The sequence below is a fragment of the Pseudomonas sp. Z4-20 genome (assembly GCF_051131955.1).
GTDB classification, from domain to species: domain Bacteria; phylum Pseudomonadota; class Gammaproteobacteria; order Pseudomonadales; family Pseudomonadaceae; genus Aquipseudomonas; species Aquipseudomonas marvdashtae.
In genome coordinates, this window is record NZ_CP071641.1 from 3,820,353 (window position 1) to 3,845,889 (window position 25,537).

General features: G+C 60.2%; 26 protein-coding genes. 10 read left to right on the plus strand and 16 right to left on the minus strand.

The annotated features are described in order from the left end of the window. The first annotated feature begins 114 nt into the window (after positions 1–114). The gene (locus J3P82_RS17250) at positions 115–2,436 is read left to right on the plus strand and encodes a response regulator (protein ID WP_434557915.1); all 2,322 of its coding nucleotides are present in this window, start codon (positions 115–117) and stop codon (positions 2,434–2,436) included. On the opposite strand, the gene J3P82_RS17255 is transcribed toward J3P82_RS17250, so the two are convergent. From J3P82_RS17255 to msrB, 3 genes are all read right to left on the minus strand, one after another. Beyond that, positions 2,420–2,881, minus strand: coding sequence for a MarR family winged helix-turn-helix transcriptional regulator (locus J3P82_RS17255; protein WP_434557916.1), 462 nt, complete (start codon positions 2,879–2,881; stop codon positions 2,420–2,422). The two genes, J3P82_RS17250 and J3P82_RS17255, sit on opposite strands and share 17 nt — an antisense overlap. Then, positions 2,878–3,363, minus strand: a complete 486-nt coding sequence (locus J3P82_RS17260) for a glutathione peroxidase (RefSeq protein WP_434557917.1) — start codon at positions 3,361–3,363, stop codon at positions 2,878–2,880. The genes J3P82_RS17255 and J3P82_RS17260 overlap by 4 nt, the downstream gene beginning before the upstream one ends. 113 nt (positions 3,364–3,476) lie before the next feature. Continuing rightward, on the minus strand, positions 3,477–3,872 hold the full coding sequence (gene msrB / locus J3P82_RS17265; RefSeq protein ID WP_434557918.1) for a peptide-methionine (R)-S-oxide reductase MsrB: 396 nt from the start codon (positions 3,870–3,872) through the stop codon (positions 3,477–3,479). 220 nt (positions 3,873–4,092) lie between these two features. Between msrB and J3P82_RS17270 the strand changes: the two genes are divergently transcribed. Further along, the gene (locus J3P82_RS17270) at positions 4,093–5,304 is read left to right on the plus strand and encodes a pyridoxal phosphate-dependent aminotransferase (RefSeq protein ID WP_434557919.1); all 1,212 of its coding nucleotides are present in this window, start codon (positions 4,093–4,095) and stop codon (positions 5,302–5,304) included. Between the two features lie 300 nt (positions 5,305–5,604). Continuing rightward, on the plus strand, positions 5,605–6,492 hold the full coding sequence (gene htpX / locus J3P82_RS17275) for a protease HtpX (protein WP_003199411.1): 888 nt from the start codon (positions 5,605–5,607) through the stop codon (positions 6,490–6,492). Between the two features lie 81 nt (positions 6,493–6,573). Here htpX and J3P82_RS17280 read toward each other — a convergent pair whose 3' ends face one another. After that, positions 6,574–7,227 (minus strand): thiopurine S-methyltransferase, encoded by a 654-nt coding sequence (locus J3P82_RS17280; protein WP_434557920.1) that lies wholly within the window; start codon positions 7,225–7,227, stop codon positions 6,574–6,576. 104 nt (positions 7,228–7,331) lie between these two features. Between J3P82_RS17280 and J3P82_RS17285 the strand changes: the two genes are divergently transcribed. Beyond that, positions 7,332–8,099: a DODA-type extradiol aromatic ring-opening family dioxygenase gene (locus J3P82_RS17285; protein ID WP_434557921.1), complete on the plus strand. Its 768-nt coding sequence runs from the start codon at positions 7,332–7,334 to the stop codon at positions 8,097–8,099. A gap of 91 nt (positions 8,100–8,190) precedes the next feature. On the opposite strand, the gene J3P82_RS17290 is transcribed toward J3P82_RS17285, so the two are convergent. Beyond that, positions 8,191–9,864, minus strand: a complete 1,674-nt coding sequence (locus tag J3P82_RS17290; RefSeq protein ID WP_434557922.1) for a DEAD/DEAH box helicase — start codon at positions 9,862–9,864, stop codon at positions 8,191–8,193. 470 nt (positions 9,865–10,334) lie between these two features. After that, positions 10,335–11,090 carry a spermidine synthase gene (locus J3P82_RS17295; RefSeq protein WP_434557923.1) on the minus strand — a complete coding sequence of 252 codons (756 nt, stop codon included), beginning with the start codon at positions 11,088–11,090 and terminating at the stop codon, positions 10,335–10,337. A gap of 141 nt (positions 11,091–11,231) precedes the next feature. On the opposite strand from J3P82_RS17295, the gene J3P82_RS17300 reads away from it, so the two are divergent. Next, positions 11,232–12,578, plus strand: a complete 1,347-nt coding sequence (locus tag J3P82_RS17300; protein ID WP_434557924.1) for a class II 3-deoxy-7-phosphoheptulonate synthase — start codon at positions 11,232–11,234, stop codon at positions 12,576–12,578. Between the two features lie 54 nt (positions 12,579–12,632). On the opposite strand, the gene J3P82_RS17305 is transcribed toward J3P82_RS17300, so the two are convergent. Both J3P82_RS17305 and J3P82_RS17310 read right to left on the minus strand, forming a co-directional pair. After that, positions 12,633–13,862 carry a winged helix-turn-helix domain-containing protein gene (locus J3P82_RS17305; protein WP_434557925.1) on the minus strand — a complete coding sequence of 410 codons (1,230 nt, stop codon included), beginning with the start codon at positions 13,860–13,862 and terminating at the stop codon, positions 12,633–12,635. Positions 13,863–13,926: 64 nt separating this feature from the next. After that, positions 13,927–14,148 (minus strand): DUF1127 domain-containing protein, encoded by a 222-nt coding sequence (locus tag J3P82_RS17310; protein WP_434557926.1) that lies wholly within the window; start codon positions 14,146–14,148, stop codon positions 13,927–13,929. Positions 14,149–14,245: 97 nt separating this feature from the next. On the opposite strand from J3P82_RS17310, the gene J3P82_RS17315 reads away from it, so the two are divergent. Further along, the gene (locus J3P82_RS17315) at positions 14,246–15,100 is read left to right on the plus strand and encodes a LysR substrate-binding domain-containing protein (RefSeq protein ID WP_030141879.1); all 855 of its coding nucleotides are present in this window, start codon (positions 14,246–14,248) and stop codon (positions 15,098–15,100) included. Here the strand turns inward: J3P82_RS17315 and J3P82_RS17320 are convergent. Next, positions 15,090–15,839 carry a sulfite exporter TauE/SafE family protein gene (locus J3P82_RS17320; protein ID WP_434557927.1) on the minus strand — a complete coding sequence of 250 codons (750 nt, stop codon included), beginning with the start codon at positions 15,837–15,839 and terminating at the stop codon, positions 15,090–15,092. The two genes, J3P82_RS17315 and J3P82_RS17320, sit on opposite strands and share 11 nt — an antisense overlap. Positions 15,840–15,986: 147 nt before the next feature. Here J3P82_RS17320 and J3P82_RS17325 point away from each other — a divergent pair, with 147 nt between their 5' ends. Both J3P82_RS17325 and J3P82_RS17330 read left to right on the plus strand, forming a co-directional pair. Further along, entirely contained in the window at positions 15,987–16,448 is a 462-nt protein-coding gene (locus J3P82_RS17325; protein WP_434557928.1) for a MarR family winged helix-turn-helix transcriptional regulator, read from the plus strand. Between the two features lie 335 nt (positions 16,449–16,783). Beyond that, complete coding sequence (locus tag J3P82_RS17330; protein WP_434557929.1) at positions 16,784–17,797, plus strand: alpha/beta hydrolase; 1,014 nt, start codon at positions 16,784–16,786, stop codon at positions 17,795–17,797. Positions 17,798–17,853: 56 nt separating this feature from the next. Here J3P82_RS17330 and J3P82_RS17335 read toward each other — a convergent pair. The 3 genes from J3P82_RS17335 to earP all read right to left on the minus strand — a co-directional run bounded on the left by J3P82_RS17335 (position 17,854) and on the right by earP (position 20,937). Further along, positions 17,854–19,076, minus strand: a protein-coding gene (locus tag J3P82_RS17335) for an IS3 family transposase (RefSeq protein WP_434557930.1) whose coding sequence is annotated in 2 segments (ribosomal slippage) — positions 17,854–18,725 and positions 18,725–19,076 — 1,224 coding nt in all. Because the reading frame shifts where the segments join, the coding sequence is not laid out codon by codon here. A 109-nt stretch (positions 19,077–19,185) separates the two neighbouring features. Continuing rightward, the gene (locus J3P82_RS17340) at positions 19,186–19,755 is read right to left on the minus strand and encodes an elongation factor P (RefSeq protein WP_003199385.1); all 570 of its coding nucleotides are present in this window, start codon (positions 19,753–19,755) and stop codon (positions 19,186–19,188) included. A 48-nt stretch (positions 19,756–19,803) separates the two neighbouring features. Next, on the minus strand, positions 19,804–20,937 hold the full coding sequence (gene earP, locus J3P82_RS17345; RefSeq protein ID WP_434557931.1) for an elongation factor P maturation arginine rhamnosyltransferase EarP: 1,134 nt from the start codon (positions 20,935–20,937) through the stop codon (positions 19,804–19,806). A 121-nt stretch (positions 20,938–21,058) separates the two neighbouring features. Here earP and J3P82_RS17350 point away from each other — a divergent pair, with 121 nt between their 5' ends. Further along, a complete protein-coding gene (locus J3P82_RS17350) occupies positions 21,059–21,439 on the plus strand; it encodes a hypothetical protein (RefSeq protein ID WP_434557932.1) in 381 nt (126 codons plus the stop codon). A gap of 2 nt (positions 21,440–21,441) precedes the next feature. After that, positions 21,442–21,924, plus strand: coding sequence for a GreA/GreB family elongation factor (locus J3P82_RS17355; RefSeq protein WP_434557933.1), 483 nt, complete (start codon positions 21,442–21,444; stop codon positions 21,922–21,924). A gap of 7 nt (positions 21,925–21,931) precedes the next feature. Here the strand turns inward: J3P82_RS17355 and cysB are convergent, their stop codons facing one another. From cysB to J3P82_RS17375, 4 genes are all read right to left on the minus strand, one after another. Continuing rightward, on the minus strand, positions 21,932–22,906 hold the full coding sequence (gene cysB, locus J3P82_RS17360; RefSeq protein WP_090284966.1) for an HTH-type transcriptional regulator CysB: 975 nt from the start codon (positions 22,904–22,906) through the stop codon (positions 21,932–21,934). A gap of 104 nt (positions 22,907–23,010) precedes the next feature. Then, positions 23,011–23,517 (minus strand): universal stress protein, encoded by a 507-nt coding sequence (locus J3P82_RS17365; protein ID WP_434557934.1) that lies wholly within the window; start codon positions 23,515–23,517, stop codon positions 23,011–23,013. 95 nt (positions 23,518–23,612) lie between these two features. Next, the gene (locus J3P82_RS17370) at positions 23,613–24,518 is read right to left on the minus strand and encodes a 5'-nucleotidase (protein WP_186636895.1); all 906 of its coding nucleotides are present in this window, start codon (positions 24,516–24,518) and stop codon (positions 23,613–23,615) included. A gap of 17 nt (positions 24,519–24,535) precedes the next feature. Beyond that, positions 24,536–25,489, minus strand: coding sequence for a putative 2-dehydropantoate 2-reductase (locus J3P82_RS17375; RefSeq protein ID WP_434563869.1), 954 nt, complete (start codon positions 25,487–25,489; stop codon positions 24,536–24,538). Positions 25,490–25,537: the final 48 nt, after the last annotated feature.

Genomic DNA, 25,537 nt, shown 5'->3' on the forward strand with positions numbered 1-25,537 from the left:
AACGACGACGTCAATGGCGGGTCTGTTCAAACACTACACACCCGCCACACCGACATTCAGAGATGATCAGCTATGCTTGACCGGCGAAGGGAAACGTAAGTGGTTCACCATTCAATGGACATCAGGTTCACCCAACGGCTGTCGTACAAGCAGGCCCGACTGACCGTCCTGGTGGGTTTCGTGCTGGGCACCTTGCTGAGCCTGGTGCAGATCGGCATCGATTATGCCAGCGAAGACGCGTCGATCAACCGGGAAATCCTTTCGTTGCTGGAAATCAGCCACAACCCGGCCTCGCGCATCGCCTATAACATCGATGCCGAACTCGCCCAGGAGCTGGCCCTGGGCCTGTTGCGCTCGCCGGCCATCATCGGCGCCGAACTGATCGATAACACCAACACCGTACTGGCAAGCGTCAAACGCCCCGAATTGCAAAGCAGCTACCGGTTCATCAGCGACTTTCTGTTCGGCGCCCAACGCCAGTTCGAGGACCGGCTGTACTTGAGTCATCTGCCCGGCGAGTCCCTGGGTGTGTTGCGACTTGACGTCGACACCTATTCGTTCGGCAGTCGCTTCCTGCGCCGGGCCGAAATCACCTTGCTCAATGGTTTCGCCCGCAGCCTGATCCTGACCGGGCTGTTGCTGGCCCTGTTCTACGTCATGCTGACCAAGCCGCTGGTGCGGGTCATCCGCGAGCTGAGCAGCCGAGACCCCAGCAGCAGCGAACAGACTCCGCTGGAGTGTCCTTCCGGCCACCAGTACGACGAGATCGGCGTACTGGTGTCAGTCGCCAACCAGCAGTTCGAAAACATCTCCACCGAAATCCAGCAGCGGCGCACGGCTGAAAACCGCCTCACCGACTACCTGGCGCAACTGGAAACCATTGTTTCGGCGCGCACCGCCGAACTCAAGGCCATCAATGCCCGCCTCAGCCAGTCCAACGAGGAACTGGAGGTTGCCCGGCGTACCGCCCTGGACATGGCCGACGCGCGCTCGGCGTTCCTGGCCAACATGAGCCACGAGATCCGCACGCCGCTCAACGGCCTGCTGGGGATGATTGCCCTGTCCCTGGACGGCCCGCTTACGGCCGAACAACAGCAACAGCTGTCGATTGCCCATGACTCGGGCAAGGTCCTGGTGGAATTGCTCAACGACATCCTCGACCTGTCCAAATTCGACGCAGGCCAATTGGAGCTCGAGCGCATCCCGTTCGACCTGGGCGCCCTGGTCGAAGACACGGCCAACCTGCTTTCCCAGAATGCCGCCCCGAGCGTCGAGCTGGCGTGCCTGATCGAACCGCAGTTCCCCGCGCAAGTCTTGGGTGACCCGACCCGCGTTCGCCAGATCGTCAGCAACCTGCTGTCCAACGCGTTGAAGTTCACTCGGTTCGGCCGGGTAGATGTGCGCTTGAGCCATTACGACGGTGGCGTGCGAATTGAGATCTGCGACACGGGTATCGGCATTCCACAGGAAGCCCAGGCTCGCATCCTGCAGCCGTTCACCCAGGCCGGAGCTGGCATTACCCGTCAATTTGGCGGCACCGGGCTGGGACTGGCACTGACCTACAACCTCTGCGAAGCCATGCGGGGCCGGTTGACAATCAGTTCCGAGGCAGGCTTCGGCAGCCAGTTCTGCGCCGAGCTGCCGCTGCCCTGCCACACCCCTGCGCCTCCCGTCGAATCCTTGCGTGGCAACGTCGTCGCGATTACTACCGCCAGCAGCGGCTTGGCCGAATTGTTGGGCATGCTGTTGCCCGGCTGGGGCTTGGATTATGTACAACGCACGGCGGATGACGGGCTGCTCGGCCTCAATCCGGACATCCTGATCACCGACTGTCCGGAATGCCTGTTCAACTTGCGGCCCACCTTCGACGCCCCTATCCTGCTGGTCACCGCCTACGGCAGCTTCATGCCCAGCGAAGAAGCAACCGCCCTCGCCCCCTTGCTGCAGCAGGCCCGGCCTTTGGCGCGCCATGCGCTTTATCAGATCCTGCGCCGCTCCCTGCAAAGCGAGGCGACCACGATCGATGACGCACAAATCGAGGCGCAGACCCCCTCCCGGCGTGGACGGGTGCTTTTGGTGGAAGACAACCCCGTCAACCAGCTGGTGGCAAAGGGCATGCTGGTGAAGCTGGGGTGCGAAGTGGTCGTCGCGGCCCACGGCGCCGAAGGCCTGGACCAGCTCGAACAGCAGGATTTCGACCTGGTGCTAATGGATTGCAACATGCCGGTCATGGACGGCTACGAAGCCAGCCGGCAGATTCGCCGCAGCGGGCGCTGGCCGAACCTGCCGATTGTCGCCCTGACCGCCAATGCGATGCCTGAAGAGCGCGAACGCTGCCGGGCCGCAGGCATGAGCGATTATTTGTCCAAGCCGTTCCGTCGCGAAGAGTTGGCGGCACTGCTGGATCAGTGGGTGCCCACTACGTCAGCACTTTGATCTGCGCCAGCAGATGGTCCAGGCCGTCGCGCAGCTCACCCACTCGAGCCAGGTCGATCCCGCTATCGCACAGCAAACGGGCCTTGAGCGGACCGACCTGCTCGCGCAGGGCCTTTGCACTCTGGGCCAGGCTCAGATGCATCTCCCGTTCATCACGGGCCGAGCGCTGGCGCTGGACCAGCTTCAGCTGTTCCAAACGCTTGAGCAGCGGCGTCAGCGTGCCGGAATCGAGCAGCAAACGTTCCCCCAACGCCTTCACCGTCGGTTGCTCCGGCGGGTTGTCCTGCCATTCCCACAGCACCAGCATCACCAGGTATTGGGGGTAGGTCAGGCCGAGTTGGTCAAGCATCGGCTTGTAGCTTCGAATCACTGCCCGCGATGCGGCGTACAGCTTGAAGCACAACTGGCTGTCGAGCTTCAGCGAATCGACTGGCAGCGGGTTCATTTGAGCAGGGTTTCGATCTCAGCGGTGAGATCCTGAGGCTTGGTGGTCGGGGCAAAGCGCTTGACCACCTGACCGTCCTTGCCAATCAGGAACTTGGTGAAATTCCACTTGATGCCCTTGGACCCCAGCAGACCCGGCGCCCGCTGCTTGAGCTGGACGAACAGCGGATGAGCGTTGGCACCGTTGACTTCGACCTTCTTGAACAAGGGGAAACTCACGCCGAAGTTGAGCTCGCAAAATTCGGAAATCGCCCCCTCGTTACCCGGTTCCTGCTTGCCGAATTGGTTGCAGGGAAAGCCCAGCACCACCAGCCCTTGGTCCTTGTAGGACTGCCACAACGTCTCAAGGCCCTTGTACTGCGGGGTGAAGCCGCACTGGCTGGCGGTATTGACCACCAGTACCGCCTTGCCGGCGAAATCGGCGAGGGTCTTTTGTTCGCCCTGGATGGTCGTGCAAGGGATGCTCAACAGGTTGTCGGTCATGGGGTGGCTCCAGAAAGAAGTGGGAATCAGGAAGATAGCGAGCAATTAAATTGTGTGCAATTTAATTGCTCCAACCTCTGCTAATGCCCTTCTGGCGAAGGACTGAGCCATTCTTATTCGCGTGGCACGAGATCCAGGCACACCGAGTTGATGCAATACCGCAGGCCGGTAGGCGGCGGACCGTCCGGAAAGACGTGGCCCAGGTGCGCATCGCATTTGGCGCAGACCACTTCGGTGCGGATCATGCCGTGGCTGACATCGCGCACCTCTACCACCGCGCTGCCTTCGAGCGGCGCGTAAAAGCTCGGCCACCCGCAGCCGGAATCGAATTTGGTCTGGGAATCGAACAGCGGTTCGTTGCAGCAAATGCAGTGGTACACACCGTCGGTCTTGGTCGCGTTGTATTTACCGGAGAACGGCCGCTCGGTGCCTTTCAACCGGCAGACGTTGTACTGCTCCGGATCGAGCATCGCACGCCATTCCTCAAGGGTTTTCTGCAACTTTTCCATCGTCCTACCTCGGCAATTGAAAAAGCCCGATCCGACGCTTTTCCGCAGATCGGGCGGCACGTATGATTGCGCCTCGTCAGATGCCAGTCTGGCAGTCACGCCATGCGCATTCAAACGGATTGTGGCGCATCTATCGCGTCAGGCCTGGGCACAGACGCAGGATCCCCAGTACGGTAGTTCATACGCCGCCTGGATCGTTCATTTTCGGGAACACATCGCCATGCAGGTCAGCAAATCGAACAAGCTCGCCAACGTCTGCTACGACATTCGCGGCCCGGTGCTCAAGCACGCCAAGCGCCTGGAAGAGGAAGGCCACCGCATCCTCAAGCTGAACATCGGCAACCCGGCGCCCTTTGGTTTCGAAGCGCCCGATGAGATCCTCCAGGACGTCATCCGCAACCTGCCGACCGCCCAGGGCTACAGCGATTCCAAGGGCTTGTTCAGCGCGCGCAAGGCGGTGATGCAGTACTACCAGCAAAAGCAGGTCGAAGGCATCGGCATCGAGGATATCTACCTGGGCAACGGCGTGTCCGAGCTGATCGTCATGTCCATGCAGGCCCTGCTCAACAACGGCGACGAAGTGCTGGTGCCAGCCCCCGACTACCCGTTGTGGACCGCCGCCGTGAGCCTGTCCGGCGGTAACCCGGTGCATTACCTGTGCGACGAGCAGGCGAACTGGTTCCCTGACCTGGCGGACATCAAGGCCAAGATCACGCCAAACACCAAGGCGCTGGTGATCATCAACCCGAACAACCCGACCGGCGCCGTGTATTCTCGAGAGGTGCTGCTGGGCATGCTGGAGCTGGCCCGCCAGCACAACCTGGTGGTGTTTTCCGACGAGATCTACGACAAGATCCTCTACGACGACGCCGTGCACGTGTGCACCGCCTCCCTGGCGCCGGACCTGCTATGCCTGACCTTCAACGGCTTGTCCAAGTCCTATCGCGTCGCCGGCTTCCGCTCCGGCTGGATCGCCATCTCCGGTCCCAAGCATCACGCCCAGAGCTACATCGAAGGCATCGACATGCTGGCCAACATGCGCTTGTGCGCCAACGTGCCGAGCCAGCACGCGATCCAGACGGCGCTGGGTGGCTACCAGAGCATCAACGACCTGGTCCTGCCCCAGGGCCGGTTGCTGGAACAGCGCAATCGCACCTGGGAACTGCTCAACAACATTCCTGGCGTCAGCTGCGTCAAGCCGATGGGCGCCTTGTATGCGTTCCCACGGATCGACCCGAAGGTCTGCCCGATCCATAACGATGAAAAGTTTGTCCTCGACCTGCTGCTGTCCGAGAAGCTGCTGGTCGTCCAGGGTACGGCGTTCAATTGGCCATGGCCGGATCATTTCCGCGTGGTGACCCTGCCGCGGGTCGATGACCTGGACCAGGCCATTGGCCGCATCGGCAACTTCCTCAAGTCCTACCGCCAGTGACCCGGAGCGCGTGCGAGCGGCCTCGCTCGCACGCTGTTTGATTCAGCAACATATCCGTTCCGCTGGCTTCGGCAGCCCTTCTACACTCAGAGATGCAGAACGGATGGTCGGCCAGGGCCAACGTTCACAGGGCAGCGGCGCCGCATTCCTTTTCCGTAATCACTTTCGGAAAAGTCTTTCAAGCATTTAGGACGCCTGTAGGACACAGTTTGAAATAGTAGGCGAGTTGAATAGCCTGAGGCAGCACCTTATATACCCCGCATAACGCTACATCTTTAGCATGAGGAGATTTCCACCACCATGATGCGCATCCTGCTGTTCTTGGCCACTAACCTGGCGGTCGTGCTGATTGCCAGCATCACCCTGAGCCTTTTCGGCTTCAACGGGTTCATGGCGGCCAACGGGGTTGATCTCAACCTCAATCAGCTGCTGATCTTCTGTGCGGTGTTCGGTTTCGCCGGTTCCCTGTTCTCGCTGTTCATCTCCAAGTGGATGGCGAAGATGAGCACCAGCACCCAGATCATCAGCCAGCCGCGCACTCGCCACGAACAATGGCTGCTGCAAACCGTCGAGCAGCTGTCGCGCGAAGCCGGGATCAAGATGCCGGAAGTCGGGATTTTCCCAGCCTACGAGGCCAACGCCTTCGCCACCGGCTGGAACAAGAACGACGCACTGGTCGCCGTCAGCCAGGGCTTGCTTGAGCGATTCTCGCCCGATGAAGTCAAGGCCGTGCTGGCCCACGAGATCGGCCACGTTGCCAACGGCGACATGGTGACCCTGGCGCTGATCCAGGGCGTGGTAAACACCTTCGTGATGTTCTTCGCCCGCATCATCGGCAACTTCGTCGACAAAGTGATCTTCAAGAACGAAGAAGGCCAGGGTATCGCCTATTACGTGGCGACCATTTTCGCCGAGCTGGTCCTGGGCATCCTCGCCAGCGCCATCGTCATGTGGTTCTCGCGCAAACGCGAATTCCGCGCCGACGACGCCGGAGCACGCCTGGCCGGCACCAGCGCCATGATTGGCGCCCTGCAGCGCCTGCGCGCCGAGCAAGGTCTGCCGGTGCACATGCCCGACACCCTGAATGCCTTTGGTATCAACGGTGGCATCAAGCAGGGCCTGGCTCGCATGTTCATGAGCCACCCGCCGCTGGAAGAGCGTATCGACGCGCTGCGTCGCCGCGGCTGATAGCCAGAGCCTCAAACGAAAGCCCGCAGCGATACGGGCTTTTTTTTGCTGCTGGTCAGGCGTTGCGAGCAAAGATCCTCATCAGCGACGGGATATGAGATATACCCGCTCCTCCAGACGTTTCACCCCCGCCTGCAAGAACTTCCAGCTTTCTCCCAGCACATCCTGTTCCTGCAAGATCTCCAATTGCCAGGCTGCACCCAGCAACCGCTGTACCTCGTCATGCCCAACGGAAAACGGCGGTCCAGGCATTTCGTCCTGGTTGTAATCAAGCGTAATCAACAGCCCGACGCAGTCCGGCAAAATGCTCTGCAGATGGGCCACGTACCGCTCGCGCATTGGCGCGGGCAAGGCGATCAACGCAGCGCGGTCATACAGCGTCGCGCAATCCGCCACATCCGCCGACGTCAGCGCAAAAAAATCCCCACAGCGAATTTCAATGTCTGCGGCTCGAAACACCTTGAACGCGCCCTCTTCCGTCACGCTCGGCTCAAGCTGCTGCTCGAGGAAAAAATCGCTGACGGCTTTCTCCGAAAGCTCCACGCCCAGCACCGAGCACCCTTGCTGCACCAACCACGGCAAATCCAAGGTCTTGCCGCACAGAGGCACCAGCACCCGAGTTCCCAAGGGCAATCCCAGTTGCGGCCAGAAGCGCTGCAAATAAGGGTTTACTTGCGGCAGGTGAAAACCGATCTGGTTCGCTGACCAACGCTTGTGCCAAAACTCCGGCTCCATGGTATTCGCTCCAAAATATCGATCAAAACAGGTTAAAACTTATATTAGATCTGGATCATCGACCTGACAGAAGATGGCATATCTTAACGCTCAGGAGCACGCCCATGCTGCCCAGCCTGTTTATCTCCCATGGCTCACCCATGCTTGCTCTGGAACCCGGTGAAAGCGGCCCGGCATTGGCTCGCCTGGCCGCGCAACTGCCCAGGCCCAAAGCCATTGTGATTGTCTCGGCGCATTGGGAGAGCGATGAACTGCGGGTCAACGCCAACCCACAGCCGCGCACCTGGCATGATTTCGGTGGGTTTGCGCCAGCCTTGTACGCGGTGCAATATCCTGCGCCCGGAGACCCGGAACTGGCTGCACGCGTGGCCGGCCTGCTTGTTACCGCGCACTTGCCGGCGCGTCTCGACTCGGCGCGGCCATTCGATCACGGCGTCTGGGTGCCGCTCTCCTTGATGTACCCCGCGGCAGATATTCCGGTGATACAGATTTCCCTGCCCAGCCGCCAGGGCCCGATGTTACAAACGCAGGTTGGCCGGGCCCTGGCAAGCCTAAGGGCGCAGGGCACCCTGCTGATCGGCTCCGGTAGCATCACGCATAACCTGCGCGACCTGGACTGGAACGCCGGTCCTGACAGCGTCGAGCCGTGGGCCAAGGCCTTCCGCGATTGGGTGGTCGGACAACTGACGGTCGACGACGAGCCGGTGCTGCACGACTACCGTCGCCAAGCGCCCCACGCCGTACGCAGCCACCCCAGCGACGAACACTTGCTGCCGCTGTATTTTGCCCGAGGGGCCGGTGGAAAATTCAGCGTCGCCCATGAGGGCTTCACGATGGGAGCGCTGGGGATGGACATTTATCGGTTCGATTGACCAATAGCCTAAGGGAACACCAAACGACAGGCAAAAAAATCCCCGAACCAGTCGGGGATTTTTATGCTCGATCAATCAACCCGCAGGCTGATCAATCCTCGCGGTAACGGCGCAGTTTGAGCTGCTTGCCGGCCACACGAGTGTCCTTGAGCTTGGTCAACAACTTCTCCAGGCCATCTTCCGGCAATTCCACCAGGCTGAAGCTGTCACGCACCTGGATGCGACCGATGGCTTCGCGGGCCAGGCCGCCTTCGTTGAGAATGGCGCCCAGCAGGTTCTTGGCGGCAATGCCGTCACGAGCACCCAGCGCGGTACGGCAGCGAGCACGACCTTCGGCCAGCGGGATCGGCGCGCGACGCTCGCGATCACCACGGTCCGGACGATCACCGGTACGCTCTGGACGATCGCCACGCGGTGCGCTGTTCGGCACCAGCGGACGTTCCTTCTCGATTGCCGCCAGGGTCAGCGCCTGACCGTTGGTAGCCTTGCGCAGCAGCGCAGCGGCCAGGGCACGTGGGGTGCAACCGATGTCGGCGGTCAGGCGATCGAGCAGATCACCGTGGGTCGACTCGGCGTCAGCCACCAGCGGCGACAGGCTGTTGGTCAGCTTCTTGATGCGGGCATCGAGAACGGCCTGGGCGTCCGGCAGGCGAACTTCAGCCACCTTCTGCCCGGTGACACGCTCGATCACTTGCAACATGCGGCGTTCACGCGGGGTGACCAGCAGCAGCGCACGGCCTTCGCGACCAGCACGGCCAGTACGGCCGATACGGTGCACGTAGGATTCCGGATCGTACGGCATGTCCACGTTGAACACGTGGGTGATGCGCGGAACGTCCAGGCCACGGGCAGCAACGTCGGTCGCCACAACGATGTCCAGACGGCCATCCTTGAGGGAGTCGATCACGCGCTCACGCTGGTTCTGGGCAATGTCGCCGTTCAGCGCAGCGGCTTTGTAGCCTTTGGCTTCCAGGGCGCTGGCCAGGTCCAGGGTCGCTTGCTTGGTGCGCACGAACATGATCAGGGCGTCGAAGTCTTCCACTTCCAGCAAGCTGAGAACGGCGGAAGTCTTCTGGTCAGCGTGAACCAGCAGGTGAGCCTGTTCGATCGCGGTGACGGTCTGGGTCTTGGTCTGGATCTTCACGTGTTGCGGATCGCGCAGGTGGCGCTCGGCAATGGCACGGATCGATTGCGGCAGGGTGGCCGAGAACAATACCGTCTGGCGAGTTGCCGGCAGGGCCTTGAAGATGACTTCCAGGTCATCCATGAAGCCCAGCTTGAGCATTTCGTCGGCTTCGTCGAGAACCAGGTGGTTCACGGTAGCCAGGACCTTCTCGTCACGACGCAGGTGGTCGCACAGACGACCCGGGGTGGCGACAACGATCTGCGCGCCATTACGGATGGCTTTCAGCTGTGGGCCCATCGGGGCGCCGCCGTAAACGGCCACAACGGTAACGCCAGGCATTTGCTTGGAGTAGGTTTCGAAAGCAGTGGCTACTTGCAGCGCCAACTCACGGGTTGGCGCCAGGATCAGGGCTTGCGGCTCGCGCTTGGCAGGATCGATGCGATGCAGGATCGGCAGGGCGAACGCAGCGGTTTTACCTGTACCGGTTTGCGCCTGGCCAATCATGTCATGGCCGGCCATGATGATCGGGATCGATTGCTGCTGAATCGCCGAAGGTTCTTCGTAGCCGGTCGCAATGACGGCTGCCAGAATGTTCGGGTTGAGATTAAAAGCGGCGAAGCCGCCGGTTTCCTGGGTCATGGGTCTGCCTCTAAGTGCATCCGCAAAGACCCATGCTCCAAAGCTGCGCATGCCGTGTTGAGACTCAAGAGTCGCCCTGGCTGCTTTGTCGGCGGGGATTTGCGAAAACGAATGAATGAATAAAGAACGTCTTGGAAGCATCCGTTGTGCGGACATGCAACCGAAGCTGACTTCGGAGAATTGCGCTACCTTGACGCGGCCCGGCTAAAGGCCGGCGCGCACTATACCGGAATTTGCCCAAGAAGGGAGCTTTTTTTATCGGCAAACCCCGTTATAGGGCTCTCTGCCAAAAGGCCTTGGGCCGCCAGCTAAAACGGTTCATCTCCAGACGGCTTGGCCCTTGTGGCGAGGGAGCTTGCTCCCGCTCGGCTGCGAAGCAGACGCTTGGGTTGATATCTGAAATCGAAGGGGGCCGCTTCGCGACCCAGCGGGAGCAAGCTCCCTCGCCACAGGGGAACTGCTTTGCCTGATCAGGTCGCCGGGCGAATGGCCTTGATCAATGAATGCAATGAATAACCCAATCGCGGCGCCAGCCCTTCGGCTCGGGATATCAGTGCGTCCATATCCAGTTCCTGATCCAGATCCGCCGGGACGATCAGGATCACGTTGCCCTCCTTCACCGGTAATTCCCAATAGTGCCGATGGTACAGGCCGCGCAACAGCGCCGCGCCCAGAGGCTTGCCATCGTCGGTGGCCCATTGGTTGATCACCAGCCAGCCGCCCGGATTGAGGCGTTTTTGACAGTTTTCCAGGAAACCCCACGCCAGGTGCCCGACACCGGGACCGACATCGGTATAGAGGTCGACGAAGATCAAGTCCGCCGGCTCCGCTGTTTCGAGCAGCTCCAAGGCATCGCCGACGCGGATGTACAACCGCGGATCGTCATCCAACCCCAGGTATTCGATAGCCAGGCGCGGCACATCGGGCCGCAGCTCGATGGCCTCGACGTCTTCCAATGGCAGGAACTTGAGACACGCCTGGGTCAGCGTGCCGGCGCCCAAGCCCAGGAACAGCGCACTCTCCGGCTGCTCGTGACACAACGCACCGATGAGCATGGCGCGGGTGTAGTCATATTCGAGCCAGCTCGGATCGGCCGTGAACACGCAGCTCTGCTCGATGGCATCGCCGAATTCGAGAAACCGGTAGTCGGCCACCTCGAACACGCGAATCATGCCGAACTGGTCATGCACCTCGGCGAGCAGATGCTCGACGCGCTCCTCTGTCATTTCATCTCCTGTGGTTGCCGGGCCGGCTTGAGCCCACGCATACGGGGCAAAAGCGCGATTGTCGGCGAAGCAAGCGGAACAGGTCACGCACTAATTTGCTGATAACATGAGCGTCCGAGCGTAAACCACCTAGAGATCACGATGAGCCAACCCTGGAGCCCTGACAGCTGGCGCGCCCTGCCGATCCAGCAACAACCCCAATACCCTGATGCGGCGCATTTGCTGCGGGTCGAGCAGACCCTGGCCAGCTATCCGCCGCTGGTGTTTGCGGGTGAAGCCCGGGAGTTGCGCCGCCAGTTTGCCGAGGTCACCCAGGGTCGGGCCTTTTTGTTGCAGGGCGGCGACTGCGCCGAAAGCTTCGTCGAGTTCTCGGCAGCCAAGATCCGCGACACCTTCAAGGTGTTGCTGCAAATGGCGATCGTCATGACGTTTGCCGCCGGCTGCCCGGTGGTCAAGGTCGGGCGCATGGCCGGGCAATTCGCCAAGCCGCGCTCGGCCAACGATGAAACGATCGATGGCGTGACACTGCCTGCCTACCGGGGCGACATCGTCAACGGCATCGGCTTCGATGAAAAAAGCCGGGTTCCAGATCCGGAGCGGTTGCTGCAGTCCTACCACCAGTCCACCGCCACCTTGAACCTGCTGCGGGCCTTTGCCCAAGGCGGTTTTGCCGATCTGCACCAGGTGCACAAATGGAACCTGGACTTCATCGCCAACTCAGCCCTGGCGGAAAAATACAGCCACCTGGCCGACCGCATCGATGAAACCCTGGCGTTCATGCGCGCCTGCGGCATGGACAGCTCGCCGCAATTGCGCGAAACCAGTTTCTTCACCGCCCACGAAGCGCTGCTGCTCAATTACGAAGAGGCTTTCGTGCGCCGTGACAGCCTGACCAATGACTATTACGACTGCTCGGCCCACATGTTGTGGATCGGCGACCGTACCCGTCAATTGGACGGCGCCCACGTCGAATTCCTGCGCGGGGTGAACAACCCGATCGGGGTCAAGGTTGGCCCAAGCATGAACCCTGACGACCTGATCCGCCTGATCGATGTGCTCAACCCGGACAACGACCCCGGTCGCTTGAACCTCATCGCGCGGATGGGCGCCAACAAGGTGGCTGAGCACCTGCCACCGCTGTTGCGCGCCGTGCAGCGTGAGGGCAAGCAAGTGCTGTGGAGCTCCGACCCGATGCATGGCAACACCATCAAGGCCAGCAGCGGCTACAAGACCCGGGACTTCGCGCAGATTCTTGGCGAAGTGAAGCAGTTCTTCCAGGTCCATGAAGCCGAAGGCACCTATGCCGGCGGCATTCATATCGAAATGACCGGGCAGAATGTCACCGAATGCATCGGCGGCGCGCGACCGATTACCGAGGACGGCCTGTCGGACCGCTACCACACTCACTGCGATCCACGGATGAACGCCGACCAGTCGCTGGAGTTGGCCTTCTTGATCGCCGAGACGTTGAAGCAGGTCAAGCGCTAGGCGCTTCATTGCCTGTCAAACCGCTATCGCGAGCACGTTCGCGATAGCGCCCGCTCAAGCGCCGCCGACCTGCGTCAAGGCGCTGGCCAATCGAACGCCCTCGTCCCGCCGGCAATTGAGCTGAACCCTCTCCAACCCCAACCAATCGGCCATGCGCCGCACATTCAGCGCCAGCGCCTGCAAGGCCTCTTCGTCCAGCCCAGGCGCTTGCTCGTGCACGGCATGCACCGCGAGGCGACTCAAGGCCCGCTCCGCCCGCAGGTCCAGCCGAGCGGCGATCCGTTCGTTGTGCAGGAACGGCAGTACGTAATAGCCATACACTCGCTTGTGCTCTGGCGTGTAGATTTCCAGGCGATAACGGAAGTCGAACAAGCGCTCGGTGCGGCTGCGCTCCCAGACCAACGAATCGAACGGCGAGAGCAGCGCACTGGATGCCACTTTGCGAGGGATTGTCGCAGTCGGTCGACACCAGGCCAGCTGCTTCCAGTCCTGGACCTGGCAACGCACCAGCTCACCGGTCTCTTCCAGTTCGGCCAGCCGGGCACGGCTCTCGGCCGGACCGAGGCGGAAGTAGTCGCGCAAATCTTTTTCGCTGCCGATGCCCAGGGCATCCACCGCGTGCAGGAGCAAAGCGCGTTGGGCCTGGGCTTCGTCCGGCTGCGGCAACTGCAAAATCGAGTCCGGCAGCACCCGCTCCGGCAAGTCATACAGCCGCTCGAAGCCACGCCGCCCCGCCACTGTCACTTCACCTGCCGCAAAGAGCCACTCCAGCGCGTGTTTCTCGGCGCTCCAATCCCACCAGGGACCGGCCTTTTCCTGGCGCGTGGACAAGCTGCCCGCGCCGACCGCACCTTGTTCACGAACCGATTGCAGCACTCGGCGAATCACGTCCTGGCGCTCCTGGCCGAAACGCGCCAGCTGCTGATAAATCCCTTCGCCACGGGCCGCTCGCTCCATGCGCCAGCGCATCAGCGGGTACATCGACATCGGCAGCAGCGACGCTTCGTGACCCCAGTATTCAAATAGCGTGCGGCGACGTCCCTGGCTCCAGGCGGCCTGGTCGAGCAAATCGCGTGGGTAAGGACCAAGGCGTGAGAACAGCGGGAGGTAGTGCGAGCGCACCAGTGCATTGACTGAATCGATTTGCAGCACGCCGAGGCGTTCGATCAAGCGATTGACGTGCGAGGCTTTCACCGAAGCTGGCGGTAACCGCCCATTGAATCCTTGGGCGGCCAACGCCAGACGCCGGGCCTGTTTGAGGGTAAAGGACAGAGTCGCGGGCATGGAGATCTCCTTCTCTGCTCGCAACCTACCTCACCATTAAGCGGTTTGTGTAGGGAAGGATGGCTCATTTGTGCATCGGGTCATCCCAGAATGGCCGAACCACTTCCTTTTCTACATCTGCACGGCTGACGCCGATGTCCTTGAGCGCCTCGTCGCTCATCGAAGCCAGCAATTCGCGCTCGTGGTGCAATTCGTACCAGCGGCTAAACTTGTGCAACAGCGCGCCGAGCGAAAAACCGTGGGACGAGAATTTATCGATCAGTAGATAACCTTTTTGACCTTTCATCGTGATGTCCTCCGTTGGGTATGGCTCTAGTCTCGCGCCAAGGCTAAGATCAATCCAACGAATGTTTCTTATGCAATACATCTCGGAGATTGATCAATTGTCGAGTTACCCGAGCATCGACACGGAAGTGCTGCGTACCTTCGTCGCCATCGCCGACCAGGGCGGCTTTACCCGCGCCGGTGAGCTGGTCAACCGCACGCAGTCCGCCGTCAGCATGCAGATGAAGCGCCTGGAGGAAGACGTGTTGCAGCGCCGCCTGTTCGAGCGCGACGGGCGCCAGGTCAAGCTCACCGCTGAAGGCCAGGTCTTGTTGGGTTATGCCCGGCGGATCCTCAAGCTGCACAGCGAAGTGTTCAATACCCTGCGCGAACCGCACATGGTCGGTACCGTGCGCATCGGCACGCCGGACGATTACGTCATGCGCTTCCTGCCCGGGATCCTGCAACGCTTCGCCCAGTTCTATCCGCTGATCGAGATCGAAGTGCACTGCGAATCGTCCAAGCAGTTGTTGCTGCGCCAGGACCTCGACCTGTCCATCGTCACCCGCAAGCCAGGCGATGAAATTGGCCAGTTGCTGCGCAAGGAGCGTTTTGTCTGGGCCGAAGCCGCCTGTTTCAACGTCCATGAACAAACACCGCTGCCGCTGGCGATGTTCAACAGTGATTGTTTCTGTCGACAATGGGCCTGCAACGCGCTGGATGCCATGGGCCGCGATTATCGCGTGGCGTACAACAGCTCGAGCCTTTCCGCGCTCATGGCGGTGGTCGGCGCGGGCCTGGCGATCACCGCGCAATTGGAAAGCCTGCTGACACCTGACATGCGCGTCCTCGGCGAGGCCGAAAACCTGCCGGAGCTGCCCGAAGCCAGCATCATGCTGATCCGCAACCTGCACAATCCGTCGCCGATCACTGAATGCCTGGCCGAGCACATCGTCGAAGGCTTCAAACTTTAAACAAGAGCAACACCGCGCACAGCACCAGGAAACCGCAGAACAGCCCACGCAGCAATCGCTCTGGCAAGGCGTGGGCGACCTTGACGCCCCAACTGATGCTCATCAACCCGCCGACTGCCAGCGGCAGGCCGATCGACCAGTCCACCTCATGGTGAAACGCATAGGTGGCGAGCGTCACGCCCGTGCTCGGCAGCGCCAGAGACAAGGACAAGCCCTGGGCGACCACTTGGCTTGTACCGAATACGCTGGTAAGAATCGGCGTGGCGACAACGGCCCCGCCAACGCCGAACAGCCCGCCCATTGTCCCCGACGCTGCGCCTAGCACACCAAGCCATGGCCAGCCATGACGCATCTGTGCCGAAGCCGGCGCCGTCGCGGCGAACATTCGGATAAGGTTGTAGGCTGCCAGAACAATCAGGAACACCACGAAGCCAATCCGCATGCTTTCTGCATCAACGCCTACGGCCCAGAGGGAACCGAGCCACGCGAAGCAGAACCCCATGGAGGCCAACGGCAAGACATGGCGCAATTCGATGCGATTGCGTTGGTGGTAACGCCACAGCGCCAGCATCACGTTCGGGACCACCATCACCAATGCCGTGCCTTGGGCGATCTGCTGGTCCAGGCCGAACCATACCCCCAACACCGGAATCGCGATCAAGCCGCCACCAATGCCGAATAATCCTCCCAAGGTGCCCAGCGCAGCGCCCAGCAGCAAATACAGCACGACCTCGATCACAGACGATTCCCCCTTTAATCAGGGCGCCTATCCTACGCAGTTGGCGACAACGAGGAAACGCAGCGCCTGCTCGGCACGTCAGAATTATCTGGCGCATTAAAGGTTTGGCCGCTAGATTTGTAACGATCATTGATGAAAGGTTTTGCCATGAGCACCCAACGCGATACCCCCGACCCTTGCGAAGCCCTGCTCCTGGATAATCAGGTTTGTTTCGCCCTGCATTCAACCTCACTGTTGATGACCAAGGTCTACAAGCCGCTGCTCCAGGCATTGGGCCTGACTTATCCGCAATACCTGGCGATGATGGTGTTGTGGGAAAAAGACGGTTTGACCGTCGGTGAAATCAGCACGCGCCTGCTCACCGACCCAGGCTCGCTGACGCCGCTGCTCAAACGCCTGGAGGCCGAAGGCCTGTTGAGTCGCACCCGCAGCCGCGAAGACGAACGCGTGGTCATTGTCGAACTCACCGAACAAGGCCGCGCCCTGCAGAAGAAGGCCTTGGACATTCCGCAATGCATCCTCGCCGCCAGTGGCCAGACGCTGGAGCAATTGAAAAAGCTGCAACGTGACCTGCAAGAACTGCGCGGGCATCTGCAAGACAGTCTCTGATCAAAGGCACACCACCAGCCCTCCGCAGAGCGAGCATGCTTGCGGAGGCGCCTGCACCTACCTTCCCGGATTCATGATCCGCCTGCTCAAACACCGCCTTCAAAAAAATTTACACCGCCTGAACCGCTCTAGATCAAGGCCTCCAAGCCTTTTCAGGTGATGCAATCAGCATTGCTCCGGAAATATGTCTTGCGCGCAAACTATTTGCGCATTACATTCTCTTCACACCTGCTTAGCGCGCAAACATTTAGTGCAAAACATGTAGATGCGACTCAGGTTCGCCCTTACTCCGACGCTACTCGCGGCAACGTACTTTTCAACTTAAGGAGATACCCATGAACACGATCAGCAAAGCATTGACCGGCACCCTTCTCGCCCTGAGCGTCAGCAGCGCCTTCGCCGACGGCATCGTCGAACACAACACCCAGGCGTTTCTCGATGCGCTGAATGCCGGGACCGGCAAGCCGCTGGAACAACGCTCGCCCAAGGACGCCCGCGCCGTACTGGTCGGCGCCCAGGCCGGGGTCAAATTGACCCTGCCCAAGGCCGACGTCAGCGAGAAAACCATCCAGGTCGATGGCCAGCCGATCAGCCTGACGATCGTTCGTCCGGCCGGGGTCAAGGGCGAGCTGCCCGTGTTCATGTTCTTCCACGGCGGCGGCTGGGTACTGGGCGACTTCCCGACCCACGAACGGCTGGTCCGTGACTTGGTGGCGGGCTCAGGGGCCGTCGCCGTGTTCGTCAACTACACGCCGTCACCCGAGGCGCATTACCCGGTGGCCATCAACCAGGCCTACGCCGCGACGAAATGGGTGGCTGAGCATGGCAAGGAAATCAACGTCGATGGCAAGCGCCTGGCTGTAGCGGGTAACAGCGTCGGCGGTAACATGGCCGCGGTCGTGGCGCTGATGGCCAAGGACAAGGGTACGCCAGCGATTCGCTTCCAGGCCCTGTTGTGGCCGGTGACCGACGCGAGCTTCGAGACGGCGTCCTACAACCAGTTCGCCGAAGGGCACTTCCTCAGCAAGAACATGATGAAGTGGTTCTGGGACAACTACACCACCGATGCCGGGCAACGCAACGAGATCTACGCCTCGCCGTTGCGGGCGACCACCGCGCAACTCAAGGGCCTGCCGCCGGCGCTGGTACAGACCGCCGAAGCCGACGTGCTGCGCGACGAAGGCGAAGCCTACGCCCGCAAACTGGACGCGGCCGGCGTGCCGGTCACAGCGGTGCGCTACAACGGAATGATTCACGACTATGGTTTGCTCAACGTGGTGAGCCAGGTGCCAGCGGTGCGTTCGGCGATGTTGCAGGCATCCCAGGAGCTCAAGCAGCACCTGAAGTAACAGGAATCAGGTAGAAAGCATGTCTAGTCCTGAAATAGGTTTACACCTGTTTCATCTCAAAGCGCCCGATGCACCGCATCGGGCGTTTTGTATTTCAGAGCCAAATGAGGTCGCTTACGGTTATAAATTTCTATCGACTCCTCGACCATGCGCTTGGCTTGGGCAAGGTCTTTGGGACGGTGTAAAAGAAACTCCGTTTTCAGAATCCCATTCACCCGTTCCGCTAGGGCGTTCTGGTAGCAGTCATAGCCATCAGTCATCGAGCATTTGATGCCGTGCTTGGCATGCAGCCTCTGGTAGAGATCAGAACAGTATTGCGAGCCCCGATCAGAGTGATGTACCAGCGGCTGATTGCTTCTTCGATGCCGAAGGGCTTTGGTCATTGCCTGGATGACTGACTCGGTATGCAGGCTTTCATGCACATGATGGCCGACTATTTTGCGCGAGAACGCATCAGTGACCAGGCTCACATAAGCGACGCTTTGTTCGGTAGGCAAGTAGGTTATATCTGCTACCCATACCTGTTCAGGACCCGTGGCAGTGACTTGGTCAGGGCCGGGTTTGAGCCGATTCGGATGTCGACGGAAGCGATGATGACTATCGGTAGTCTTGTGATAAGCGCGTTTGCGTAGGACCAGTTGTCGATGGTCTCGCAAGATAGCGAACAACCGATCTCGACCTACCGTTCGCGTCAGTTCAGGTTCGGCTTGCATAAGGCCATGCAGCTTACGAGTGCCCAACCGGGGCATTTCAAGACGAGTCTCCAATACAAATCCCAGCACTCTTTGCGTATGTCTGGCTTGTGCGTCGTAAGCTCGATTGCGCTTGTAGTAGGCCTGCCGAGAGATGCCTAGAAACTGGCAAGCCCTGGTAATGCTCAGGCCTTCGATTTGCCCTTGGGTGAGGACTTGCCGGATCGCTTTTTTACGACAGAAACACCGTAATCGTTTTTCAGCACGTCAACGACAGCTTCAAAAAATTGGGCTTTCTGGTTGGCAAGGGCCAGCTTTTCTTCCAGCTCCTTGATTCGCTGCTCTGGTGTCAGCGGCAAATTTGGCTCGGCCATCGGTCGGTTCCTCTGGGCACGGATGGAGGCGCCTTGACTCCAGTCCTGCCGTCCATGCTTGCGTAACCACACCAACACAGTCGACCGACCCTGAATCCCATAACGCCGTTGAGCCTCTTTATAACTCAGTTCGCCCTTTTCAACTTGATCGACGACCGCCAATTTAAAGCCCAGCGTGTAGTCACGCTGACTGCGCCTTTTTCCTGATTCCATTGGTTCCTCCTGAGGATAGGTCAGAAGGTGTAAACCTTATTCAGGACGAGACAGCAGAAATAAAAAAGCCCGACTCAATGGTCGGGCTTTTTCGTACAAAAGACTTCGCTTACTTAGCGCGGCCTTTGTAGGAACCGCCTTCGCGGGTATCGATCTCGATCATGTCGCCGATCTCGATGAAGTCAGCAACCGACAGCTCGGTACCGTTCTTCAGTTTGGCAGGCTTCATCACCTTGCCGGAAGTGTCACCGCGAGCGGAGCCTTCGGTGTAGTCAACCTGACGCACGATGGTGGTCGGCAGTTCTACGGAAACCAGGCGCTCTTCGAAGAACACCGCTTCGCAGACGTCGGTCATGCCTTCTTCGATGAACGGCAGAACGCTTTCGATGTCTTCGGCGTTCAGCTCGTACATGGTGTAGTCAGTGGTGTCCATGAACGTGTAGGTGTCGCCGCTGATGAAGGACAGGGTCGCTTCTTTGCGGTCGAGGATCACATCGTCCAGTTTGTCGTCGGCGCTGTAGACGATCTCGGTCTTGTAACCGGTCAGCAGGTTCTTCAGCTTAGTCTTCATGATCGCGCTGTTACGACCCGACTTGGTGAACTCAGCTTTCTGAACCAGCCAAGGATCGTTTTCGAGACGGATCACGGTCCCGGGTTTCAGTTCTTTACCAGTTTTCATTGCGAATATCCGAATTTGGATGGGATTTACAAAAATCTAGGCCGCGTATCATATCCAATTTCGGTAAAACTTCACCAGCGCCGTGGCAAGATCGGGTCGCGAGGCCTGTTCCAGACACCACGCCTGGGCGTGTTCGGCCAGTTCCTGGCGTTGTTCGCAGAACAATTTCCAATGTTCAGTCATATCCTGGCCGGCATTCCACGCCCGCCAGAGACCGCTGATCGCTTTTTTCGCAGGCCCGCAGAGCCCCTCGGTATACAACCGGAGAAATGCCTCGAGCTTTTCCAGATGGACGTCTTCTTCCTGCTGGTAGATGTGCCAGAGCATTGGCCGGGCGGCCCATTGGGCGCGCACGAAGGAGTCTTCGCCGCGCACGGCGTTGAAGTCGCAACACCATAGCAACTGATCGTACTGATCCTGCCGCATGAATGGCAGAACCTGTACCGTCAGGGCTCCGCGCCGATGCACCGAACCGACCTCAATGCCCTCGTCACCCAGCCAGCGCCGGACATCCGCCAGCACCCGCCCTTCCGGGACCAGCACGTGAAACGCCTCGGGCCCGGCCGCCATTGTGTCGAACCAACTCGCCAGGCCGGTGTTTTCATAGGCAAACAACGAGATCAGGCGCGTATCCGGCGCCCGGTCGACGCCCAACCCTTGCAGGAAAATTCCCTGCGCCGCGTCGTCCTGCTGAAATTGCCGACGACGCTCCAGCAAGCCGGCCTCACGCAGCAGGCCACCGGTGCCCTCTTGGAAGCCGGGAAAAAAGAAATATTTCTGCACGTGCTTGTACTTGACCGACGGCAGGCCGTGACAACCGATCACCCAGTCCTCGGCGCTCAGATAATCCAGATTCATCCACAGCGGCGTTACCTGCCGCTCGGCCATCGCATCCATATAGGCGCTGGGCAACTGGCAGGCGAACGCGGCGATCACCACCTCGGCGGCCTCGGTATCGAGCCAGTCCTTGGGCCAGTGGCGCACCTGCACGCCCTGCTGCCATTGCTCGGAAAGCGTGATGTCGATGGCCGGGCACAGGCGCTCGAAGGCACGTAAGTCATCAACCCATAGGCGCACCGCGCATTGGTGCTCGGCCACCAATTGCCGCGCCAGGCGCCAAGTGACGCCGATGTCGCCAAAGTTATCGACGACGGTGCAAAAAATATCCCAACGCACGGTCATTCCCGACTCCCTGTGGCAAAACCCGATTGTCCCGCATTACAACGTCGATGCAGAAGAGCCGACGGCGATTAATCTTCATGCGACAATTGCCGCCTATCCCGTGTTCAGCCAGGAAGCAGACATGCCCAATTCCTCGTCGCGCCTTACCGCCTTGCAATTGACCGTCAGTATCGCCTTGGGCCTGTGGCTGGGCTTCCTTGTTATCGTGTTGACGGGATGGCTGATGTCGAAGTTTCTGTTCGATGAGCAACTCGCCCCGGTGGCGGCCGCTGTGCAGCAGCTGGCGCAACCACCGGCCGTGCCGCCGGCTGCCGAGCCGCCTGCGCCGATGTTCGAGCAGTACCAGCAGAACCTGCAAAGGAACGAGCAACGCCAGGCGCTCGATCAGGCCCGCAACAATCCGCGCAACCTGTCCAATCCCAAATGCCAGTTCTGGCTGCAGCAGGACCAGAACGCGCCGAGCGAGAAAAGCCGCGCTAACGTCCTGCAATTTTGCGAATGATCATGAACAAACAAACCGTCCACCAATTGATTCTCGACAAGCTCAAGATTGACCTCGACATCGCCGAGCGCGCCGCGCAAACCGCCTACGAAACCGCGACCCACGAAGAAAACATCGCCGAAAACAAGTACGACACCCTGGGTCTCGAAGCGTCTTATCTTGCCGCAGGCCAAGCCAGGCGCGTCGAGGAGATCCGCCAGTCGCTCAGCCTCTGCCAGAATCTGGCGTTGAGGCCGTACGACGAACAACGTGGAATCGAGGTCGGCACATTGATTGGCTTGGAGGATGACGAGGGCCGCCAGCAATGGCTGTTCCTGGGACCTGACGCGGCGGGGCTGAAGGTCTCGCTGGTGGGGCAACCGATCACCGTCATCACCCCTCGCTCGCCGCTGGGGCGCAGCCTGCTGGGCAAATTCGAAGGGGATGAAGTGGAGATCGTCGTGGCGGGCGCCCGGCAACAGTTCGCTGTCACCGAGGCTATTTAGACGTTGCTCAATGCACCGGCAGCTCGACGCCGTCGAACAGCTCTTCAAGTTCCTGCTTGTTGTGGCACTGGATGGCCTTGGCCATGACTTCACGGGTCAGGTGCGGGGCGAACTTCTCGATGAAGTCGCACATGAACCCCCGCAGGAACGTGCCACGGCGGAAGCCGATCTTGGTCACGCTGGATTCGAACAATTCGCTGGCATCCAATACCACCAGGTCATTATCGAGCTTGGTGTCGACGGCCATTTTCGCCACGATGCCCACGCCCAGGCCGAGGCGCACATAGGTCTTGATGACGTCGGCGTCGGCGGCGGTAAACACCACTTTCGGCGTCAGGCCGCGATGGCTGAAAGCCTCGTCGAGCTTGGAACGACCGGTGAAACCGAATACATACGTCACGATCGGGTATTCGGCCAAGGCCTCGAGGGTCAGCTTCGGCAGTTTGGTCAACGGATGGCCGTGGGGCACGACCACGCAGCGGTTCCAGCGATAGCACGGCATCATCACCAGATCGCCGAACAACTCCAGGGCCTCGGTGGCGATGGCGAAATCCACGGTGCCGTCGGCGGCCATTTCGGCGATCTGCATCGGCGAACCCTGGTGCATGTGCAGCGCCACGTCCGGGTATTGCTTGATGAAATTGCTGATCACCGGCGGCAGGGCATAACGGGCCTGGGTATGGGTGGTCGCGATCGACAGGGTGCCTTTTTTCTCGTTGGAGAACTCCTGGGCGATCTGCTTGATGCTCTCGACCTTGCGCAGGATTTCGCCAGCCGTGGTGATGATGCGCTCACCGGCCGGGGTCACGCGGGTCAGGTGCTTGCCGCTGCGGGCGAAGACTTCGACGCCCAGTTCGTCTTCCAACAGGCGGATCTGTTTGCTGATGCCAGGTTGCGACGTGTAGAGGCTTTGGGCGGTAGCGGAAACGTTGAGGTCGTGGTGCGCCACTTCCCAGATGTAGCGCAGTTGTTGAAGCTTCATATGTATCCCTCAAAGCAGTTGGATGCGACGGGCATCAGCGACGGCATATAACTATATGAATGGTTGCATGAAGAAATCTAGAACTTTTTATAAAAAGCCATCATTTAGCCTCGAGCCTCTCCCTGACGCCGATGCTGCACCAGCGGCACCAGGTACACCGGCACACGGGATAACTGCAAAACCCGTGCGGCGGTCCTGCCCAAAGGGGTTTCGCCGCTTGCCCCCTGACAATGGCTGCCGACGATGAGCAAATCAACGGAGAGTTTTGCCGCCTGTTCGAGAATGACCTGGGAAGGATCACCCTGGAACACCCGGACCGATTTGATCAGCTGCAAGTCTTGCTGGCCCTCCCCCAGTTCTTCTCGAAAACTGTCGAGCACCTGCTGCTCGATATTGGCCATCACCGTACTCAGACCCTGACGATGGAATTCGTTCAACGCCTGCTCGTCCAGATAGCTCTGCAACACCGACTCGGCGAACAGCCCCATCGGTTCCACCGCATGCACTACATACAACTCGGCTGCAAACGTCCGTGCCAACGCCAAGGCATGCTGCATCACATAGGGGGCATAAAGGCCCAGGTCTGTGGCGTACAGCATCGAACGAATCATGTGACCTCCTCGAGTGCCAGGATGGCGGAGATTGATTCAGCTTAGCAGCGCCCCGAGGAGTTCGACGTGCGACGTAACGCCCGAACAGCAGGCAGTCAAAGCTTCACTTCGTTACTGATGCCATGGGGCACATGCCCAGTGGCGACCACTTCCCGGGCCAGTTCGCAATGACCGGTCTGGTCGTCGAAAAACACGTCGGCAGCAAAGGCTTCGAGGAACGCGGATTTGGTCAGCCCCCCGAGGAACAGCGACTCATCCAGGCGAATATCCCACTCACGCAAGGTCCGGATCACCCGTTCGTGGGCCGGTGCCGAACGGGCGGTAACCAGCGCCGTGCGGATCGGGCAGGCGTCTTCGGGAAATTCGCGCTGCAACGCGTTGAGCGCCGCCAGGAACCCCTTGAACGGTCCACCTCGCAGCGGTTCGCGCGCAGCCTGCCGTTCACTGGCCTGGAATGCCTCCAGGCCGCCAGCCTGATAGACGCGTTCCGACTCATCGGAAAACAGCACCGCATCGCCGTCGAACGCGATGCGCAGTTCCTCGCTGGCGGCACGGCTGGCACCGCCCGACAGGATGGTCGCCGCCGCGAATCCTGCCTCGAGGGCGCTGCGCACGTCTTCGGCGTGAGTGGACAGGAACAGGTCGCAGCCGAACGCCTTCAGATAAGGGTAAGGGCTGCGACCGCCGACGAATGCTGCGCGAGAAATTGCCAGGCCATAGTGATGAATCGAATTGAACACACGCAGGCCAGTGTCGGCGCTGTTGCGCGAAACCAGGATGACTTCGACCCGGGCACGCCCGAGGTGCTGGTTGAGGTTCAGCAATTTCTGCACCAGGGCGAACGCGTCGCCAGGTGCCAGGACTTCGTCTTCATGCTCGATCTGGTATTGCCGATAGGCCTCGACGCCACTCGCCAGATAGACCTTGTGGCTTTCGCTCAAGTCGAACAAGGCCCGCGAGGAGATTGCCAGCACCAGCTTGTCATCAATGTTATTGGCCATGTTTCCCTCTTTCGCCATCAGCGGTTGTGGCGATCCAAAAACGCCAGCGCCTGATACAAGGCTTCGATTTTCGGCAGTTCGCATCCTGCCGCCTTGGCCGCAGCCAATGGCCGGCCATGGATCGCATCGAACTCCAGCGGTCGCTTGTGGGAATAATCGTGATACATGCTCGGCCAGTAGTCGGGCATCTTCTCGGTCATGGTGAACAGGTATTCGGCGTAACCCGGCGCAATAGGATGACCACAGGCCTGCGCACCGCGTACCACCTCCTCCATCAGCGCCTGGATCAGCCCGCGGCTGTGGTCGTCAGCCATCAACGGCGTGGTGCTGGCGCCCAGCAGCACCGAAAGACCGTTGTACGGTACGTTCCACACCAACTTCTGCCAACGGGCCTGTTGCAGGTTGGGCATGGCTTGGGAGTCGATACCGGCGGTACGGAACAGCTCCGCGCCCTCTTCGACAATCGCCATGCGTTCGGCCTGATCCCGGCCAGGACCGCTGTGGTAACCGATATTGACCGCGCCAAGGGCCTGGTGGGCGACGACGCCTGGGCCGACGCGATGCACGCAGACCAGGCACAGGCCGCCCAACAAATGCAGTGAATCGGGCAATAGCGGTCGCAGTTCGTCCTCGACATCGAGGCCGTTCTGCAGCAACAGGACTTTTGCCCCGGCAGCGGCAGCCTCAATGATGGCCGGGGCCAGGTCGGCATTGCTGGTGGTCTTGGCACCGACCAGCAGCCAGTCGCAAGGCGGCATATCGGCTGCCGAGCGATACGCCTGGACCGGATTGAGGGTCAGCGCCCCATGAACTTCACTGGCGACCTGCAAGCCGCGTTCGGCCACGGCGGCAAACTCGCTGCGCAATAAAAAGTGCACGTCGTAACCGGCCCGCGCCAGCATGACGCCATAGAACCCGCCAATCGCCCCGGTGCCGATCATGCCGATCCTGGTTGTAGCGCCTGCCTGCATCATGCAAATCCCCCGTTGAACAATCCCTGCGCATCATTACACAAGACC